18 protein-coding genes and 1 CRISPR repeat array are annotated in these 18,319 nt (G+C 39.5%); all 18 genes read right to left on the reverse strand.

All coding sequences use genetic code 11. The features are described 5' to 3' along the window. Positions 1-460, reverse strand: a 460-nt coding sequence (locus CARFE_RS15175) for a DUF1848 family protein (RefSeq protein ID WP_034542141.1), incomplete at its 3' end; no start/stop codon positions are given. A gap of 127 nt (positions 461-587) precedes the next feature. Then, the gene (locus CARFE_RS15795; RefSeq protein WP_051250317.1) at positions 588-947 is read right to left on the reverse strand and encodes a CBS domain-containing protein; all 360 of its coding nucleotides are present in this window, start codon (positions 945-947) and stop codon (positions 588-590) included. Position 948: 1 nt separating this feature from the next. Next, positions 949-2,175, reverse strand: coding sequence for an EAL domain-containing protein (locus tag CARFE_RS15180; RefSeq protein ID WP_154652771.1), 1,227 nt, complete (start codon positions 2,173-2,175; stop codon positions 949-951). 751 nt (positions 2,176-2,926) lie between these two features. Continuing rightward, a complete protein-coding gene (csx1, locus tag CARFE_RS0112260; RefSeq protein WP_028052942.1) occupies positions 2,927-4,339 on the reverse strand; it encodes a CRISPR-associated CARF protein Csx1 in 1,413 nt (470 codons plus the stop codon). A gap of 29 nt (positions 4,340-4,368) precedes the next feature. Further along, positions 4,369-4,686 carry a hypothetical protein gene (locus CARFE_RS0112265; RefSeq protein WP_028052943.1) on the reverse strand — a complete coding sequence of 106 codons (318 nt, stop codon included), beginning with the start codon at positions 4,684-4,686 and terminating at the stop codon, positions 4,369-4,371. A gap of 285 nt (positions 4,687-4,971) precedes the next feature. After that, positions 4,972-6,093 carry a putative CRISPR-associated protein gene (locus tag CARFE_RS0112270; RefSeq protein WP_028052944.1) on the reverse strand — a complete coding sequence of 374 codons (1,122 nt, stop codon included), beginning with the start codon at positions 6,091-6,093 and terminating at the stop codon, positions 4,972-4,974. A 142-nt stretch (positions 6,094-6,235) separates the two neighbouring features. Then, positions 6,236-7,216, reverse strand: coding sequence for a helix-turn-helix transcriptional regulator (locus tag CARFE_RS0112275; RefSeq protein ID WP_028052945.1), 981 nt, complete (start codon positions 7,214-7,216; stop codon positions 6,236-6,238). Continuing rightward, entirely contained in the window at positions 7,209-8,483 is a 1,275-nt protein-coding gene (locus tag CARFE_RS0112280) for a WYL domain-containing transcriptional regulator (RefSeq protein ID WP_028052946.1), read from the reverse strand. Before CARFE_RS0112280 ends, CARFE_RS0112275 begins: the two co-directional genes overlap by 8 nt. A gap of 83 nt (positions 8,484-8,566) precedes the next feature. After that, a complete protein-coding gene (locus CARFE_RS0112285) occupies positions 8,567-8,989 on the reverse strand; it encodes a hypothetical protein (protein WP_028052947.1) in 423 nt (140 codons plus the stop codon). A gap of 57 nt (positions 8,990-9,046) precedes the next feature. Then, complete coding sequence (locus tag CARFE_RS0112290) at positions 9,047-9,976, reverse strand: DUF1848 domain-containing protein (protein WP_084138947.1); 930 nt, start codon at positions 9,974-9,976, stop codon at positions 9,047-9,049. Continuing rightward, positions 9,963-10,721, reverse strand: a complete 759-nt coding sequence (gene cas6, locus CARFE_RS0112295; protein ID WP_034542136.1) for a CRISPR-associated endoribonuclease Cas6 — start codon at positions 10,719-10,721, stop codon at positions 9,963-9,965. The genes CARFE_RS0112290 and cas6 overlap by 14 nt, the downstream gene beginning before the upstream one ends. Before the next feature lie 60 nt (positions 10,722-10,781). Continuing rightward, complete coding sequence (gene csm5, locus CARFE_RS0112300) at positions 10,782-11,882, reverse strand: type III-A CRISPR-associated RAMP protein Csm5 (protein ID WP_028052950.1); 1,101 nt, start codon at positions 11,880-11,882, stop codon at positions 10,782-10,784. Next, a complete protein-coding gene (csm4, locus tag CARFE_RS0112305) occupies positions 11,883-12,839 on the reverse strand; it encodes a type III-A CRISPR-associated RAMP protein Csm4 (protein ID WP_028052951.1) in 957 nt (318 codons plus the stop codon). Between the two features lie 13 nt (positions 12,840-12,852). After that, positions 12,853-13,653: a type III-A CRISPR-associated RAMP protein Csm3 gene (csm3, locus tag CARFE_RS0112310; RefSeq protein ID WP_028052952.1), complete on the reverse strand. Its 801-nt coding sequence runs from the start codon at positions 13,651-13,653 to the stop codon at positions 12,853-12,855. Between the two features lie 12 nt (positions 13,654-13,665). Next, the gene (gene csm2 / locus CARFE_RS0112315) at positions 13,666-14,100 is read right to left on the reverse strand and encodes a type III-A CRISPR-associated protein Csm2 (protein ID WP_028052953.1); all 435 of its coding nucleotides are present in this window, start codon (positions 14,098-14,100) and stop codon (positions 13,666-13,668) included. Next, positions 14,100-16,316, reverse strand: coding sequence for a type III-A CRISPR-associated protein Cas10/Csm1 (gene cas10, locus CARFE_RS0112320; protein WP_028052954.1), 2,217 nt, complete (start codon positions 16,314-16,316; stop codon positions 14,100-14,102). Before cas10 ends, csm2 begins: the two co-directional genes overlap by 1 nt. Positions 16,317-16,417: 101 nt before the next feature. Beyond that, positions 16,418-16,783, reverse strand: coding sequence for a YkvA family protein (locus tag CARFE_RS0112325; protein WP_028052955.1), 366 nt, complete (start codon positions 16,781-16,783; stop codon positions 16,418-16,420). A gap of 117 nt (positions 16,784-16,900) precedes the next feature. Continuing rightward, a complete protein-coding gene (locus CARFE_RS0112330) occupies positions 16,901-17,197 on the reverse strand; it encodes a YkvA family protein (protein ID WP_210432962.1) in 297 nt (98 codons plus the stop codon). Positions 17,198-17,267: 70 nt separating this feature from the next. Then, a CRISPR array of direct repeats spans positions 17,268-18,289; the repeat unit is 30 nt; unit sequence GTTTCAATCCCAGAATGGTTCGATTAAAAC. Positions 18,290-18,319 lie beyond the last annotated feature (30 nt).

Here is an 18,319-nt window from a genome sequence, read left to right on the forward strand (position 1 = left end):
TCACTACACGGGTGGTAAAATCTTTTAATTCATTTAAAATATACGAAAACTTCTCCCGGTGATAGTCACTGCTGTGAACATTGCTGAAAATTACCAGATCATACCGCCAGATGACTTTTTCTTTGCCGATTTTTTCTGAAAGCTTTTTAAAAGTTTTTATTCGCTTTTCTACGGACGGTAAAAAAGGTTCCATTTCTTTCCCGTAGCCATTTAAGGTATATTGAAAGTAAAAGCGATAGCCTCTATCCTGCAGCTCATCAAGGTATTTCATAAAAGGAGCAGGATTCTTGGTCCAGAAAACAATTGCTGTAACATCTTCGGGGCGAAGAGAAACTTTGCTCATTTGTTTAGCATTATAAGGATTTTTAAAAATAAAATACCCTTCCCTTATTCTATTCATAAACCATTCGCCGTAAAAAGCCGGAATATCAGTCCGGCGACTGGCGCTGATAATCTGCATTAGAATCATACTCCTTCTAAAACTTTTAGTACTTCAATTCCATCCAGCACAACTTAGAAAACCATCAAGAACCCATAAAAAATGCCCTGGAAAACTTTTAAATCCAGAGCATTGATTTCCCGCACCGTTACCGTTTATAATTTCCCGGCAATCCGGTCAGCAAGTTGGCCCCTTTGGCCATTTCCAGCCGGATTCTGGTCATAGTATCAAGGAGAGTCCGAATCGATACAATCCCTTTAAACAGCTGGTTTCTGGTCCCAATAATATAGTCGTAAAGCTTGAGCCTGCTCCGGTTCATGACAATCTGGGAGACTATTTCAATGGGAGTGTCTTCCTCGACCACCAGGTGAGAAGTATTCATTATCGCTGTTATCGGGCGCTCGAAATACAATGGTACCCCGTACTGCCTCCCCAGGTAGCGGTCCAGATGATAGCGCATCACCAATCCCACCGGTTTTCCTTCTTCTACCACCACTCCATCAAGCAATTCATTTTCTTCCAGTATTTTTTATTTTTTTTACTTCCCGCACCAAACAGTCTTTGCGGACAATTTCGGCGTTTTCCGTAATTTCTCCAACCGTAAAGGCATGCTTCCAGCCACCGTGGCGTCGGCTGGAGACCAGCCGGAGCACCTTCTGCTCCAAACTTTTATCCAGGTAAGCTTTCGGAAATCCCGGCCTGCCCAGAAAGTAGCCCTGACCATAGTGAGCGCCGATATTGGCAAGGGTGGTAAGTTCCTCCCAGGTTTCAATACCCTCGGCAATAATAGCACAACCGATTTTTTCAGCAAAGGTGATAAAGGTTTCCAGCAGGGACCTTTTGATAGGGTTAAGGTTGATGTCTCGGACCAGAGATTTGTCTATCTTAATGAAGTCGGGTCTGATTTCCGCAATGGACTCCAGAGAGGAAAACCCGGAGCCGACATCGTCCACGGCCACCAGGTAGCCCTGGCTGCGGTAGTGTTCCAAGGTTTTGTTAAAGTTGGGAAAGTCATTGATGCTGTGCCGCTCGGTAATTTCAAACACAATACTGGAAGGTTTAAGGCCCATCTCCTCGATAAGTCTCATGGTCTCTCCCCTGACAAAATTGGGGTCGCTGATAGTACGGGGATGAATGTTTAAAAAAAGCTTTTGATCCGGACCCAGCCGCCCGAGATTTTCCAGAGCCAGCCGGCGGCAAACCCTTTCCAGGGGATAGAGCAGCCCCACATTCTCCGCAAAAGTAAAAAGAATATCGGGGCTCCTAAAATAGCTCTCCCGCGGCCCGCGAGTCAAGGCTTCCCAGCCCAGGATCCCACCGGAACGCAGGGGAACTATCGGCTGGTAGACAATCTCCAACCGGGCCCGGTCGAGAATTTCCCTGAATTCCGATAAGAGCATGGCCGTTTCCAGACTAATGGAACCTCTGGCCAGCCCCTGGGCCTCGCGCAGAGCCGTATATAGCTGGCTTTCCACATTTTTTGCCTTTAAACCGAGAAGGGCATACCCCACGTGGATATCCGGTTCCCGACCGGTAATTTTCAAATACTCCTGCTTTATCCTTTCCTTGATGCCAATACGGGAAGAAATGGCTATTTTCTGCAGCTTACCGTGCTCCAGCCTGCCTTCCATCGCCATCAGGACGACAAAATCGACACCCAAGAGATTTTCCACCGCCAGGATTTCGCTACCCGGGAAAATTTCGGGTATTTCTCTTTCCAGGCATTTTTTAAACATAGACAGAATCTTCGAGGCAGCCTGAAAGCCGCTTACCTGCTCTACCTCATGGAATTTCACAAGGTCAAAATAAAGAAGCACCACCGGCCTTGACTTTTCGAGGTTTTCCAGACCCTTTCCGATCAGGTCGGGGTCTTTCAGGCTGTGGTTTTTGAATATACTTCTTCTTTTAAAGCCCGGTATTGATAAGATTTTGGAGATAACTTCTCAATTGTTGAGTATACTGGAGATCACGGCATCTCACCCGAACTTTTTAAGTTAAACATATAACAGCAAGTTTAAAAAATTATTATTTTTTTAAAAAAGGAAGGCAAATTTCCAGTTAAATTTTTTTAATCTCCCATCCTGCCAGCAGTCCGCAACCCCTTGACCCCCTCTTCATTCCCGGTCTATTTTTTTCACAAAACGCGCCAGATAGGCACTGTAGAGGTCTCGCTGGCACTTCACACCGCAGGAACATATGTGCCAGCACTCGGACAAAAACTTCTTCTTGCGTTCCCCGCAGATGCAGTAGCTGGAAAAACCGGTCAAGGCAGAGAAATATTGGACTCACTTAACGTCTGTAAAGTTTAGACCTGCCTTTAGGCTTCCAAAAACAAAAGCCAGCAAACCTAATTTTTGCTGGCTTTGTAAACCAAATTTCTTATTTACCTTCAAAAAAATCTGCCAGAACTTCACCGTAACTTTCGCCCAACATATATGCTTCGGGTGAAACTATCAGTATCTTTTACATAACTATTTTACCTCCGGCTTAAATCTCATTATAAAGCCAATTTTTTAATAAATTAGCAACATCCTGAACTTTACCGTTGCTATCCTCATATTTATCTTTTATTCTGACAAAAATTTGACTACCTTGTTTTCGTGCTTCAGTTACATTTCCTTCCATTCCAGCGTGGGCAAAGAAATTTCTGGGGTCAGGATTTCCAGCTTTTCTACCTTTATGAATATCTATCAGCGAAACCCATTCTTCAGAAAGAATTTTATTTTTTATTTCTGGAGAAAGATCAGGATCATCCAAAGCTTCATTTATTTTCTTAGAGGAATTACTTAATTCTGTACCGAGAAATTGCTTGTTAATTACTAATCCAAAAATTTCATAAACTTTCTCAAATTTTTCTTTTATTTCGTCTATCTTTACCCCGTCATTGTTTTCATCTTTATGCACTCTAAGAATTTTAAGGATCTCACTAATTCCCCAGTAAAACCCTAAAGCCAAAATAGTTTTTGTATAGCTGCTTTTACTAAGAATTGGCGAATCTTTGTAATTCCGGTATAATGTCTGGTAAGTATGGTTCAAAACGCTGCAAAAAACTTTTTTAATCACTTTCGAATCGTGATAACCATATTTATATAAAATAAGAGGTACATTGTTTTTAATTGCGGAAAAAATTAGAGAAAAACTTTCCAGTAATGGTCTAACTTCTCTTTTTTGTTGGCGGTTGTCACCAAAAAGATTAGTTAAAATTTGAGCAAAATTTCCTTTTGCGTCTTCGCTGGATAAAGGTGAAGAAAAGAAAGTTTTATATTTAATTTCTTCCCAGTATAAATTAAATACTTGCGCTTCAGTATTTCCAAGAATAGGGTCAGAAAAAGAAACAAATATTTCCGGCAGTTTTGAATCATTTGCCCAATTTCTCAAATTCACCCAGGTATGAAAATGTCTTAAAGCCTCTAAAAGAGCAGTAACATAAATGTTGTGCCCGCTGGAAATATCGACATAGAGATTTTTAAATCCTAAACTTAAATAGCGGTTAATCATATCAATAAAAATTTCCAATACAATATCATCAAAACTACTCTGAAAATCAATTCCCAGATAAGATCCCAGAGAATGAATTATGATAAACTCTTCTCTACCCTGAAACGAATTTAATAACTTAAAAAATTCTTCCGGATTGTTTAGATATACTTGCGGGTTATTAATGCATTGATTTATCGCCTCTTTAAGCTCCAGGGGAAATTCAGCACCTAAAAGAGTCTTATTTAAAGGTAAGCTTATCGGATAGATGATAACTAATTGCGTCTTTTCCCCTTGATTCTCTAAATATTTTTTTAAAGCTAAAGAAGATAAAGAAGCTTCAAAAATTTCACAGTCCTTTTTAAATTTCACCAAGTTTAAACATCCTCTATCCAGCCGGCCAATCTGGTAAATAAGATTCACCAAACTTCCTCCTTTAAAAAATTTAACCTTTAAAGGAACTTTCCACTAATAATCACCAGGACAATAAGTAAGATTATAAGGTACAATAGAATACTTGCTAAAAAATCTTCAAAATTTTTTATGTCCTTTTTGCGAACCGGAATAGCTTTATAATTAGTATCCAATAGCCACTGGCCACATCTGCGACAGTAATTGACAAACATATTGTTTACCTCACCGCAAACAGGGCATTTATATCCTGCCAGTTCGCAATAGGGACAAACTTTTTCAGTAATATTAATGCTATTTCCACAGGAAGGGCATTTTCTTATTAAAAGCTCTTCTTTAGTTTTTAAATTTTCGGCCACCAGGCATCCCAACCATTTATCCTGATTAGAAATATAATTCAGTTTAATTTAATTGACGCTGATATATAATTTAAAATCATTAACTTTCTGCAACAAAATTGTATTGCTATATACAGAATTTTTTACTCAAAACACTAGAAATTTCTGGTTATTAAAGTAATATTCAAACTGTGCCATGTTGTAATATTTACATGCGGTCCGCGGATATAAGGCTTGATGTTACCCTTATAACGCCTCCACTTGCTTAGCAATAAAGTCCAAAACACAAGCTTTTCTAAGCTTTTCTTAATAAAAAATCTCCTCTAAGTTCGCATTCAAATACTCAACCGCTGCTTCTTTCTGTCTCTCACTTCGTGCAGAAGTTTCCACCACAAAACCTACAGTCCACCCCTGGCGGGAAATAATACCATAAATTTCTCCCCGCTTTAAAACAAAACCTTCTTTTTTCGGTAAGTCAGGATTTAAGTAGCTGGTCCTGCAAGTACGAACAAATGGTATTTTTTCAATCACTTTATTAATTATCCGCAGCACCAGTTCCCGATCAGGCCAATTGTGGTCTTGAAGATATTCAACATAATTTTTTGCTTTTTCCGGAACATCCGGAGGCAAGTACTCCTCCCTGATATTTTCCCAGCGCGCCTTCAAGGTTTCATGAAAAATTTGCCCGGCAGTAGAAAGCTCAATATAGGTTTTTCCATCTATTATTTCTCTGTTAATCAAAGGTTCTATTTTTTCGTCAAGCTCTTCATACTTTAAGTCTTCCAATTCAATTAAATCTTTTGCCCCTTTATCCAAAACCGTAAATAAATAATTGTATTTCAGCCACAAATCCTGATCTAAAGAAAAAGGCAGTGGCGGAAAACTGATAATTTCCGAAAACAGCTCATGTTTATAATAAACATTTACCCCCAGCGCCTGGCCAAGCATTACCGCAACAGCAATTTGCGCTTTATAACCACCTGTGGCATTGATAAGGCAATTTTCGCTCCCATACTCCCGCAGTACTCTGGCCATCTGTTTAATTAAATTTCTTAACCCTTCTCTTCTAAAACGTTTGGGGTCCTTGTCCAATAAGCCCTCTATCACCACTAAATTTACCTGGACACCCTTCCCCCGGTAAAATCTTTCCAGGATTTTACCGACCTTTTCGCCATCGGGTGTATCGGAAATCAGAAAATGGAGCCGGAAATTTTCTCCAATTATACCTCTATACCTCAATTCAAATATAGAATTTATCTCTGCCCCGCAATTTCGGTCGCTTTCCGGAAAGCTGGCCAATATATCGGCAACCTTGGCATAATCATTTTTCTCAAGAGCGTCCAAAGCAGCTTCGCGTAAAACCTCATTTTCAAAGCGATTAAAATTTCCCAGAAGGCTTGTTCCAACTGTACAAAGAACGTTTTTCATTCTCTTTCCTGCCTTCCTCTTATTTTTTGTAGCTGTTTAATTTGTTTTTTTGATAAAAATTTACAAACTCCTCTAAATACTCTCTTAAACGACGATTTTTAATCTGAAATTTATCTCTAAACAAAAAACATAAATAAAAAAACTATTTAACTTCATAAAATTCCATAAGCCTTTTTATATTTTCTACCATCTCCTGTCGTAATTCTCGAGGTTCAATTACCTCCACCGACGAACCAAAGGAACGAAGCCAAAAAAGCAAATCGCTTACCCCAGCAACTCTATCTTCCCAAAGTAAACTCCCATCTTCCAGAAATTTTAACCCCCTGAATCCCCGGGCTTTTAATTCTCTTTGGGCTTTATCAATGACGTTGGCTTCCGGTAAAAAGCAAATTTTAACTTTAACTTCTTCCCCGGTATCCATCCCCCAGCGATTTTTGAAAAAATTTTCTATTTGAAAACCTTCTGGTATTTCTGCTTTTTTTTGTTCGAATAATACACTGGTTATGTGGTCAATTCTAATAATTTCTGGTTTTATTAACTTTTGTTCCTCAAATCCCACTAAGTACCAGAAGCCATCGTGTTTGTAATATACAAGCCCAGCAGGATTAAACACCACGGTGTTGTTTTTATTTTCTTCAGGAATAGCATAGGTAATCTTAATTTTCAACTTCTCATAAATTGCAGTTTCAATCTTTTGCATCATCTCCTGTTGTTCAGGGGATATCGTTACCCCAGGAATCCTTTTGTGCGTATAAGTTTTTGCCGTTTTTGTTACCCAATCTTTTTCTCCCTTGTGAATTTTCTGGGCAAAAATTTTCAAAAGTTTTTCTCCTACATCTCCGGTTTCCTGAACAATCAGCGTCTTTTCTTCAGAACTAAGCTGCAATACAGGAATTTTTAATCCATACCCTTCACAAATTACAACCTCATTTTCTCCTTCACCATCAATAAATATCCCGCCAAACTCATTTAAAAATTCATGAGTAGAAACTTCATTAAGAAAACTTCTAAGCGAATCTTTAGTAACAGCAAGAAGCAGAGCAGCATCCTCTAAACTTATTTCTTCCATTGCTGCATGAAAGTTAAGTACTTTTATAAGTTCTGCAAACTCCCGGCTATTCATCAGCCTGCACCTCCGGGTAGAGCTCCGCCAGTTTCTTTAATGTTTCCCTGTATTTTTCAATCAATGAAGCCGGTTCAAGAATTAGCGCTTCAGCTCCAAACTGTCTTAGCCAGCTTAAAAATTCTTCAATACCACTTATGTAATCTTCAAAAATAAGATTTCCTGCAGGATCAAAATAATAATTGCAGGTGGGATGAACTATTTTTCTCACATCTAAAATAGGCTTTACTCTATCAATAATGTTTGCCCGGTTATAAAAAAGAACCTTTACCTTCTCTTTTCGACCTGTGCCAACTCCCCAACCGGGAGCTACCATGGCCTTAACACAAGTTTCTACTTCTTTAGGAATTGGCTCTTCTAAAACTTCAAGCTGTTCAATCCGATCTAAGCGAAGTTTTTTGGCTGCCTCTCTTTTTCTTACAGGCTTGGCAATTAAATACCATGCTTGATTGTTTTGGTTATACACAAGGCCGAGGGGATAGAAAAGTTGTTCTTTTCCTTTATAAGTAACTTTTATTTTCTTTTCTTCAAAAAGAGCACGACTAATTTCGTTTTTAAGCATTATTAAAGTTTCATCTACAAGCTCCCGGGGACCATGGTAGTACCTGATTTTTCTTCTCTCTTCAAAATATTCTTCAATATGAGTATCAATCGTATAGATAAAAGTATTGCGGTAAGCTTTTAATTTATTTAAAACCTTGCTTAAAAGAGGATTATACTGCATGTAACGATATTTTCTTTCTAACTCCCTTATTACTTCATTTAACTCCTTCTTAATGCGGTGGCGATAGATAGGTAAAAATTTTTTCCCAAGTTGAAAAACTTCATCTTTTTTAACCAAAAATCCACCAGCGTTTAGCTCTTTAAAATCATTTTGCAACGTCTCATAACTAAAGCCAATTTCCTGTTCAAACTCTTTAAACTTTTTCTCAAGTTCTTTATAAAGGTCCGGAACTTTGACTTCCCTTTTCTCAGCCACTATCGCCAGTAGCCAAAGCCGCCTTATATCATCACTGCCAAAGCGCAAATCTTTTCTTAGATAAGATGTTTTTCTTCCTCTAAAGAGATACTTCCCTCGGCGGGGAGTTTCTATAGGAAATCCCTGTTTAATTAATTCTTTAATATCATTACGAATTGTTCGCTCCGCTGATAAAGGGAAATTTAAAAGCTCGGTAATTTGCTTAGAAGTTAATTCCTGGCCTGCATGTTGCAAAAAAAGTTCTCGAATACGTGCCTGGCGCATTTGAATCTCTAGGTGTTTTGCCACATTTCACCCCTCCGGTTACTTTCTTACCGGAGAAATTTGACAGAATAATAAAAAAATCCTGCTTGACTCCTTTATTATTTAACTTACAAATAAAAAATTTTCCCGGGCACATAAGGATTGCTTTCCTGCTCGCTACGACTTCTCCGGTCAATTAGGGCTACTGTTTTTACTGAAAAACCCTGACTTTCCAGACGTTCAGCAGTTTTTTGCACCAGGTATTGAAGGGCTGTTGTACCTCCAGTGATATTAACTACTATTTCAGCATCGGAATCCAGCAAATCTTTTAAACTTTTCCAGACCTCTTCAGTCTTGTGAAAAGAAGTAAACGGATCGTCAACTATAAAGACAGAATATCCTCCCATATAGCCTGCCTTTTCCATGATTTCTGGCAGCTTTTCTTTCCCTTTTTCTGAAGTAAGACAAAATAAAAAATCCGGCTTTACGTGATAAAGCGCCGAATAAAGTAATCCCGGCGACATGCCCAGGGGTGAGATTAGTATTTTCATTGCATTTTCTCCTTTCTTTTTAACTTTTCAGACCCTGAATGCAAAAGCCAGAATGTTTTAAAAAAGAGTCGGCTCCTCTTCTCCCTCGTCATACTTCCAGATTAACAGGGGGGAGTGTGGGTCATGTTTTTCATAATTTTTCTTCCCCTTTTCATAACTTCCGGCATAACAGTATTTACACCCGTGAAGGCAGGTATCGTAAACGCCTACATCTTTACTGACCACACAGCCACATTCCTGCCGCTGGCTCTTATCTTTTAAATGTAGCTTTTTCGGTAATGTAAGCTTAAACACCTTTTCAATATAATCAGCATCAATGCATTTACCGGGCACAATACCTGCCTCTGGAAGATAGGCTATATTTTCAGCGCAGCTCTGGATTTCTAAGCCCACTTTTTTTGCCTCATAAGCCATAAAATAGGCAAAACTCTTTATTATCACTTCCGGGGGCTGATAAATCTCTATCCCTTCTTCTTTAAGCTTCTTAAAGTTTATGGTGGCTTTACGGTACTCATCCACAAAACTTATCACTACACGGGTGGTAAAATCTTTTAATTCATTTAAAATATACGAAAACTTCTCCCGGTGATAGTCACTGCTGTGAACATTGCTGAAAATTACCGGATCATACCGCCAGATGACTTTTTCTTTGCCGATTTTTTCTGAAAGCTTTTTAAATGTTTCTATTCGTTTTTTAAGAGGCGGTAAAAAGGACTCCATTTCCGGGCCGTAGCCATTTAAGGTGTATTGAAAGTAAAAGCGGTAGCCTCTATCCAAAAGCTCATCAAGATATTTTAAAAACGGTTCAGGATTCTTGGTCCAGAAAACGATAGCGGTAACATCTTCGGGACGGAGAGAAACTTTGCTCATTTGTCTAGCATTATAAGGGTTTTTAAAAATAAAATACCCTTCCCTTATTCTATTCATAAACCATTCGCCGTAAAAAGCTGGAATATCAGTCCGGCGACTGGCGCTAATTATCAGCATTTTTTACCTCCACACACCCAAAGCCCATGCTGTTTTTTTCTCCAAAACCAACCTCATAACCAAAAGCAATAAGCTCGGGAGAACCTTCCACTGTAAAAGGGGCCAGATATCCCAGAATTTTCTGGTCCCGGTAGTGGATAAGCTTTGTTCCTTTATTTTTTTGTAAATATTCCTCGTCAAAAAAGAAAAACAAACGGTCATCGGCCGGGAGACGGCCGTAATAAGTTGCAAATTTACGCAAAAGATTTTGCCGGATTTTTTCCGAAAAAAGCTCCGGCTCCTCGGTATACCTAATGTAATAGGGTGTTGTAAAACCTTCTTTAAGAGTACTAACCACTATTGGTGACAAGCAAACAAAAGTCTGGCCAGGCTTTATTTCGGGATTTTCTCTGATATAAGCGCCTTTTACCGTAAACTCTTCCCGGCCAATTTTAAATTTGTGGTCTTTAAATAATCCGTTTAAAAGATGAAGTAAAAACTCATAAAGGGGGGAACTTATTTTCAAGGAAAACTCCCCTATCACCCAGAAACCTTCAGAAGTTATTTTCTTCCTTTTGGCCAAAATTTGCGAAAAGGTAAAAAATTTAAATCTCCTTTCCCCAAAACCTTCATCATGAAGCTTCTTAGCAAACTCCGGTGATGATTTGGCAATAGTTTCATAAATTGCTGAGGTAATCTGGTACTGGTAATTAAACGGTAAAAAGACCGCTTTCTCCCGCGGTTTTAAAAGTACCTCTATGCGCATAATTTTCCTCCCATCCAAAAATTGTACGATTAAAGGGCTCGAAGGTTTACTCTTCGAGCCCTAATCTAAAATCCTTAATTTAATCCATCCCGTGGGATATAAAGGCTTCCCTTTCTCCACCACTATTTTTCGGGTTTTAGGGAAAGGAAAGTTTTCCCGGTATTTTATCTTGGCCCAGTTAAGTACTTCCTTTAACTCATCTGCCGGCATTGCTTCTTTTAAAGTCTTACTGTTAAAGCCAGTTCCCCAGCCTAACTGCAAAATTATTCCGTCATTGCTATCCTGAATAAGTTTCTGGTAAAACTCTTTGAGCTCCTCAAGACCAATTTCCTCATAAAATTTTAGTTCTTTTTGTAAAAATTGCCGCTGAACCTCTTTGGCCCTCTCCTGCCAGTTAGAGAAAAAAGCTTTATTAACCAGAGGATAAATGTTATCTCTAAGATACTTTTCCTCAATTGTAAAACTTCCCTGAAGCTTAACTCCCGGTTTAAAACCCACAAAAAAGCTGCTGGTAGCCTGCTCTAAGTCTGCGGTAGATTGCTCTCCAGGAAGGATTTTCCACCGGTAACCATTGGTCGTAAGGCTTAATACTTTTACCTGATATAGCCCTAAACTTTCCTCCCCTAAGGGCAGGCTATCTCCAACCTTAAGAGCCCGGAAAAGAGAGTAATTAGGGGATCCAGTTAAAGCCTTTTCCGCTGCTTCGCTTAGTTTCTCTTTCCTGGTCCCGGGAATTTTCCGGCTCTCATTAATTTTTTCGTTAAAAGTTTCTTTTATTTCGGGTAAATTTATTTTATAGATTAACGTCCGAAGAGAACCTTTCAGGGAACTCCCGGGTAAGTAAAAGCCCTGCCCATCAGCAATAGGGGCTAAAACTTCCGCTTTGCGAGCTTTCAGGTCAAGTAAGGTTTTCTTTGAGCTGTCAAATTTAAAACGTGGAAATTCTCTGGCCCAGGGGTACTCATCCCCCAGGTAAAATCCTGGTTTTTTTACCTTATCCAGAAAATCATTTAACATAAACCTTGGCGAGGTAAATACCCGCTCCATATCAGCAACAACAAATTTTTCTTCTTCTGCCAGGGTTAAATATTCTAACGGAGGATATTTCTGGCCGGAACCTATAAATAAAGGAGATAAAACTTCGACCTCATACGTTGCCACCTATATCCCCCCTCCCCAGGGCAGGGTAAAAGCATAACCGTACCGGTAAACCGGATGTTCGGTAAACGATCCTGGCGTAACTTCTACTATAGCACCCACGGGTTTATAAGCTAAAACTGACCCGGGACCAAGAAATCGCACCACTTTTTTCTTTATCCCCCTATCAAAACCGCTAAAAAGATACCCTCCCGCCTCTTCTAATTTATAAGCCTTGAGTTTTTCCGCAAGATCTGGAAGTTCACCAGGGGAAGGATAGTAGTTGGAAAGTAAAAGAGTATTTTCTCCCGGAATTGTCCAGGAAAAGTCATCCCGAAACTCTACGGAAAACTGGCCAAAGCCGTAGGTTCTCTCTCCTCCCAGTCCCTCATCCGCCAGAACTCTTAAAGCAGTCTTAAACTTTACTTCCCACCGAGGGTCAATATCATAGAGGAAATAAAGATAAATATTTTCCGCAAAGGTTATACCCGTGCAGTAATAAATGTTGGAACTGTAAGTAAGCCGGTCTAAGGCTACCCGGGGAATCTCCCGGCTTTGATACCAGTACTCCTGTTTAACCGGCAAATATGCTTTCTGCACTACGTACCCTTCTCCCGGTCCCTGTCCCTGGGCAAGTTTTACCAAGCTCTCCACCGGCAAATATTCGATTTTTTTTGCAGTCTTTACATCAGGAAAAAAAGGGGTTAAATCCAAAGCCAAAGGCCTAGGTACTAAATAATAAACTTTTTCCCCAATAACCTGAGCTGGAAAGAGGGTAGAAAGTTTTAAAACCGGCTTTTCCACTAAAGCTTCTAAAAAGGCCTTCGTTTCACCGTACCCATAGTAAAGGGAAAAAGCATTTAAGAGAGCCGAAAATAGCTGGTCACTTCCCGGCAATACTTTACTGCTGGTTAAATCACCTGCTTTTTTCCCTAAATTCAGGGGGCCTTTAGGCTTTATTAACGCTACCTGATACGCCATGGGCTCCTCCCCTTTACTTCAACAATTGCGGAATATTCTTCTGCATAAGCTCATCTAAAGACCCCACTACTATAGGTTGAGCACTAAAGTTTCCTGTCTCATATTCCTCGCGAGACTTCCAGTAAACTGCTAAATCTTTAAACATAATCTTTCCGTAACCCCGGCTGCCGGAACCACCAAGGTAGTCATCTTCTAAAAGTTTCATAGCTGTTAGGACTTTCGAAAACAGCTCTTTATCCTTTTCCCGCAAAACGTTATAGACAAGCTCAAAGCAGAACTCAGCTCCCCGCGGTACCCGTTCGGTTTGCCGGGGGTTAGCCGCCGAAGTAATCCGGTCAATGGAGTTTTCAAATTTAACCTCGGTCCACTCCAAATCAAGATTGGGCTTAATGTCTTTAATACTTTCTTCATCAAGACAGGCATCCCGAATATAGAGGCGCGTGGGGGTAGCGTTGGAAATAACCAGCTCAGTCTGATTATCAGCAAGAGTGTATTTCCCGTGGTTTCTACCAAAGATAATACATACCGGACATTCCGGTTCATTGCAAATATGGATGCGAATTGGTTCAGCACCTTTTTTCTGTAATACCAGTTTGGTTGCACTTAAATAGCCTTCGTGATTTTCCAGTAAGCTCCGAAGTTTTCCTTTTAAACTTGATCCTGGAATATACGGTTTTCCTTCCTCATCTTTAATAACGCTATTGTCAACCCCACCAATTTCAGTATTCCCCTGGGCTCCACCAATATGAAGTCCGGTTAAAGCTTTGATTTTACCTTTAATTACAATTTTTCCTAAAAGTTTTAACTCTTCCATCCCTCATCCCTCCTATTCTTTACCGCCATAAGCCCGGTGATAGGCAACTACTGCTTCAAAGAAATCAATAAATCGTTTAAATTTTTCATAGCTATCAATCCGGGCTAAAGCTTTATCGGCAATCTTTTGCAAATCTCTCACCTGACTGTACCGCCCAGCAATATACGCAAACTTGGCCCGGAGTAAATTAACCCGGTAGGGACCGTCGGAATCTTTATAATTAATAGATTTTGCTTCCGTATAAAGATTTCTAATCTGGGAAGTAGTCATTTTAGCCACCCGGGCTAAAAAACTACCAAGTTTCTCCGCACTTGAAATTAATAGTTCCCCTTTGGGGTCTTCTGTTGGATTTAAAAACTTATCCACTGCTTGCAGTACTTCCTGGACAGGGTTTTCCTGGTTTTGCTGTCTACCAGGATTGGGTCTATTATTTCTTCCATTCATCATTAATCCCCCCTTGCTCTTAGTTCTAATTCTGCCCACCGTGCCGCCGGTGAAGCTAAAGGATTGATTTCAGTTGCATTAAATACCACCACATCCATAATCTTTTCGCGGAAATAAGTTTGTAACTCCTTCTTAAGACTATCCCGGTAACGGCTTAACTGATATACCAGGCGCCATACTTTGGGATAAGGTGCCTCCCGTTCGTCAGCATTTAGAAGATTTTTTATACCGTATAGATGCTGGATAATTGCCCTGGAACCTCCGCCTTGAACTACTTTCTTAATGTGGTCTTTTAACTGTTTTAACCGGCTAAACTCATCCCAGGTATAAGCCTTATCTAAAAAGGCAATCTTATCTTTGCCCCCCGTTTTGGCTTTTTCCTCTAAAAGCTCACGCGCTTCCTCGGCAACTTTAAAAAGAGGGTGCTTAAAGTTTGGAGCAAGCTTAATGGCCGCTGAAAAAGTAAGGTCATAGTTACCTGCACAGTAAAGGGTAAACTGACGCCTAAGTTTCCAGGCAACCTCGGGCAGCACCGACCAGCTGCCAACCACAAAGAAATCATCACCACCCGCATAGACGGTATAAACTTTATCCCCAAATTCTTTTAACAAATCATTAAAGTATACGCCAAAAAACTCGCCCATCGCCCGGGATAAGGCTGCTATTGAGGTAATGGTTACCTTATCAGCAAATCCCTCCCGGAATAGCTTCCCAAGATTGTCCACGTCTCCCCGAAGAACTCCCCAGGTATTTAGTCCTTCGCTTTTTTGGGCCAGCAATGAAAACTCTTGCGCAGCAGTTTTAGGTGCAAAATAAAAACCCTGACAATTCTTAACTACAAAATCATAACTATTTAAAAGTAAATTAAAATAATCCTGCTCAGGTTTGTCAGAAAATCTAACCTGACGTCCAAGGGCCAGGAAAAGTTCATTTATATTGCTTATTTCGTTAATACTGCTTTTTTCAACTACTTTTTTCTCCTGTAAAATCTCAGCCCTGGGAAGTTCAGCTCCCATTTCCACAATACTCTGACAGAAAGAACAAAGACCTGTTTCTCCAGTTACTTCCCTGCCACAGATGGAACAAATATTATCCGGTGTATCGAAAGGACCAAATATTAAATCCGGTGTCTCTTTTATTAAACTTAAAAACGGTTTCATTTTTTCCCTGTTTAATACCTGCCCCAATTCTTCCCATCGTTTAGTGATATTCCCTTCAGCCAGGTCGTTTATCGTAAGCGGAATACTTCCCAGGATCAACTTAAGTTTACCATTAAAAGCCTGATAAATTATTTTCTCAACTCGCCCTTTTAATTCCTGAAGTTTTTCTAAATCAGAATAAGGAAGGAGTAATGTAAAGCGGCCCCCGCCAATCAGAAGAATGCTTGGTTCTAAAAGGCCTAACTCTTCAACCAGATAGAGAGCTATCAGCCGGTTTAAATAGCCTACTAAAAAAGAGCGGCCCCGGAGGTTTTTAGCAGCATTATCCATGGGAATATCGTATAAGAAGTCTTGAATCCCGGCGATATCGCCCCCTACCAGTAAAAAATAGGGCTTTTGTAATTCAGGAGCCTGGTAGTTGCGGCTTTTTAAAAGCTGGTGGATTTTTTGCAAAGTCGGTTCGGGTACATCTTCCTTATAGAGAGCAGCAGCAATAGCAGCAGTAGTTCTGGCATGGTCATAAAGGGAGATGGTGGCACGGGAGTAATAAGCCGCAGAAGGAATAAGGGTTAAGTATTTTTGGAGAAGATACAATGTCGCATTTAGATTATTTTTAACTTTTGAAAATTCCTGGTTAAAACTATCCCAGAGCTGTTTATAGCCGCTACCATTTAGCGTTGCTTTTCTTTTATCGGCAACTGGAAAAGGTGGTTCATCGGGTTCATAGAGCTTTAAAGGAATGTACTGTTCCCCTTCCGCTCCCCGGCTTAATTTTATGCGGGAAAACAGCGAAATCAGCGGTTCATTGGCAACATTTCCTCCAGGGAGCTGGTCCTCCCGTTCTCCGGCAGATAGTTTATCGGCAATTGCTAAGATGTAATCATCTTTTGTTTCAGGGTCATGGTGGTTTGCAACCAGGGCCACCAGCTCTTCGCTGGCAAAGTTCTGGTGGACAAAAGTGCCTGATAGTTCCTGGTGTTTTATTTGTTTATTTTCTGCCCGCTGCCAGAACTTCCCGATGTCGTGCAAAAGCCCCGCCCAGTAGATATTTTCAATCATTTTCCCCCTCCTTTCGTCAAAAATTGGGATAATAATGCAATTATAAATATTCTCTACAATTATTATTTTTCCTTTTTTTATTAACACCTCTTATAATTTATCTATAACTCTTGCCAGATCCGATATTTATCCAGTTCATACTTAATTGCTCTTGCAATTATCGTTACTACTGTAGCATCATCAGTAAAACCAATTAGAGGAAATATATCAGGAATAAAATCCGCTGGAGATATTACATAAATTATCGCTGCAGTAATTAAAAAAATTGTTTTCGGAGAAATATCCCGGTAATTGCCATGGTAGAAATCTTTAATTAAACTAACCATTGTTTTTAAATTAGAATAAACTTTTTTTAAAGCTCCGATTTTTTTAAAGTCATCTAAAATTCCCTCCGCATTTTTGGCTACTTGCGCAATATCTTTTTCACCTATATTATTCAGGGTTTCTTCAAAAAATTGATTTGTCATAATCTCATCCTCCTCAGAACTTTTTCTTAATTTTAATCACCACCCCAAAAAAAATTTTTTCCAATAAAAAAAGACTCAAAAGGAAAACCCTTCTGAGTCAACTTAGTTCCTAAGAATTTAGTTTTTATTTTTCCATGCTTGATATTTTTCAATTTCAGATTTTACCTGATTAAAAATTAAACCTAAGACAAAAGCATCATCTACATAGCCTGCTAAAGGTATAAAATCTAGCAAAGTATCAACCGGAGAGACAAAATATATAAGTCCGATGATTATTGCTAAAATCGTTGCTGTTGAAACATCATTGTAATTTCCATTTATCCAATCTTTAAACAAGCCAATCATTGAAGTTAACTTGTCCCATATTTCTCCAATAGGGCCCTGGTTTTTTGCTTTTTTCATAACATCTTCCAAAAGTTTTCCAGCTTTTTCTTTGTCCTTTAGATAATCACTTGCTTTGCTAACTCCTCCTATGTTTTTTATTTACTACACCCCAGAATGGTTCGATTAAAACCTGCGTTATCATGGGGTCCTGATGTTCCTGGTTGGTTTCAATCCCAGATTGGTTCGATTAAAACAGTGGGCCTAAGAGGAGACTGGTCCCCTTTATTGTTGTTTCAATCCCAGAATGGTTCGATTAAAACCCCTACTCAAGGGTAGGAGTATGGGCTTTTTTATTGATGTTTCAATCCCAGAATGGTTCGATTAAAACAAAGAGGACGGCACTACCGAAGCCGACTTCTTCGATGGTTTCAATCCCAGAATGGTTCGATTAAAACCGTGGACATCGCTGGCTCTTCCAAGCCGGAAGTAATCGTGTTTCAATCCCAGAATGGTTCGATTAAAACTTAAGTGGCAAAACCAAAGAATTTTATGCTGACGTGGTTTCAATCCCAGAATGGTTCGATTAAAACCATTTCTGGCGGTAGGTTTTGTTCACGCTGTGGCAGTTTCAATCCCAGAATGGTTCGATTAAAACTTCTGGAAGATATCCTACTATTTTAGGGGTGTCTGGTTTCAATCCCAGAATGGTTCGATTAAAACTATTTCCACATTTTCGAGTGTTATTGTTGATTTATGTTTCAATCCCAGAATGGTTCGATTAAAACTTTCCACCTCATCCAGCATTTTTATACTCCCCCTAGTTTCAATCCCAGAATGGTTCGATTAAAACTTTTTGTAAAAGTTTTAGATTGGGGTACAATCGGATGTTTCAATCCCAGAATGGTTCGATTAAAACAAGTATTGGGCGGTAAATATTGACCATGAGGCATATGAGTTTCAATCCCAGAATGGTTCGATTAAAACTAAACTGACCATACCGACTACTCAACCAACGCCAAGTTTCAATCCCAGAATGGTTCGATTAAAACAAACTCTTTAGCTTCCATCCTCTCTTTGGTAATTCAGTTTCAATCCCAGAATGGTTCGATTAAAACTTAGAAGCCTTAATAAACTTGAGCGCTCGGGACGTTTGTTTCAATCCCAGAATGGTTCGATTAAAACAAGGGTTTAACAGCAACTTCAATTTTTTCA

This window comes from Carboxydothermus ferrireducens DSM 11255 (assembly GCF_000427565.1).
Classification (GTDB): Bacteria; Bacillota; Z-2901; order Carboxydothermales; family Carboxydothermaceae; genus Carboxydothermus; species Carboxydothermus hydrogenoformans.

What these genes read in the sequence shown, in the direction of transcription:
- CARFE_RS0112275 (WP_028052945.1), bottom strand. Translation starts at nt 7,216, where the DNA reads ATGAATAGCCGGGAGTTTGCAGAACTTATAAAAGTACTTAACTTTCAT.
- CARFE_RS0112325 (WP_028052955.1), bottom strand. Translation starts at nt 16,783, where the DNA reads ATGACAAATCAATTTTTTGAAGAAACCCTGAATAATATAGGTGAAAAA.
- CARFE_RS15180 (WP_154652771.1), bottom strand. Translation starts at nt 2,175, where the DNA reads ATGTTTAAAAAATGCCTGGAAAGAGAAATACCCGAAATTTTCCCGGGT.
- csm4 (WP_028052951.1), bottom strand. Translation starts at nt 12,839, where the DNA reads ATGGCGTATCAGGTAGCGTTAATAAAGCCTAAAGGCCCCCTGAATTTA.
- cas6 (WP_034542136.1), bottom strand. Translation starts at nt 10,721, where the DNA reads ATGCGCATAGAGGTACTTTTAAAACCGCGGGAGAAAGCGGTCTTTTTA.
- CARFE_RS0112290 (WP_084138947.1), bottom strand. Translation starts at nt 9,976, where the DNA reads ATGCTGATAATTAGCGCCAGTCGCCGGACTGATATTCCAGCTTTTTAC.
- csm3 (WP_028052952.1), bottom strand. Translation starts at nt 13,653, where the DNA reads ATGGAAGAGTTAAAACTTTTAGGAAAAATTGTAATTAAAGGTAAAATC.
- csm2 (WP_028052953.1), bottom strand. Translation starts at nt 14,100, where the DNA reads ATGATGAATGGAAGAAATAATAGACCCAATCCTGGTAGACAGCAAAAC.
- CARFE_RS0112285 (WP_028052947.1), bottom strand. Translation starts at nt 8,989, where the DNA reads ATGAAAATACTAATCTCACCCCTGGGCATGTCGCCGGGATTACTTTAT.
- cas10 (WP_028052954.1), bottom strand. Translation starts at nt 16,316, where the DNA reads ATGATTGAAAATATCTACTGGGCGGGGCTTTTGCACGACATCGGGAAG.
- CARFE_RS0112270 (WP_028052944.1), bottom strand. Translation starts at nt 6,093, where the DNA reads ATGAAAAACGTTCTTTGTACAGTTGGAACAAGCCTTCTGGGAAATTTT.